The following is a 237-nucleotide window of genomic DNA, read 5'->3' as shown; positions in this document are numbered from 1 at the left end:
ACATCAGCCCTGGCGACACCATGTGTGACGAAGTGCTTGCGGTTTTGCATGGCGAATACACCAGTGAACTGCGATTTTTGCTGGATGCAGAAGTCAAACGGGATGGTAATCCGATCGGTGGGGCTGCGGCCCTGAATGATGTGGTGTTACACCCGGGCAAGTCGGCTCGCATGATTGCTTTCGACCTGTATATCGAAGGACAGTACGTTTATAACCTGCGGTCAGACGGCTTGATTG

The 237-nt window shown here is 52.7% G+C and carries 1 pseudogene; it reads left to right on the top strand.

Annotated elements, in window-relative coordinates:
* Positions 1-20 precede the first annotated feature (20 nt).
* Positions 21-237, top strand: a pseudogene (ppnK, locus tag Q4563_RS22565) (NAD(+) kinase); the annotation flags it as partial.

This window comes from Gilvimarinus sp. 1_MG-2023 (assembly GCF_030548285.1).
This window is presented reverse-complemented; position numbering and strand designations above follow the sequence as displayed.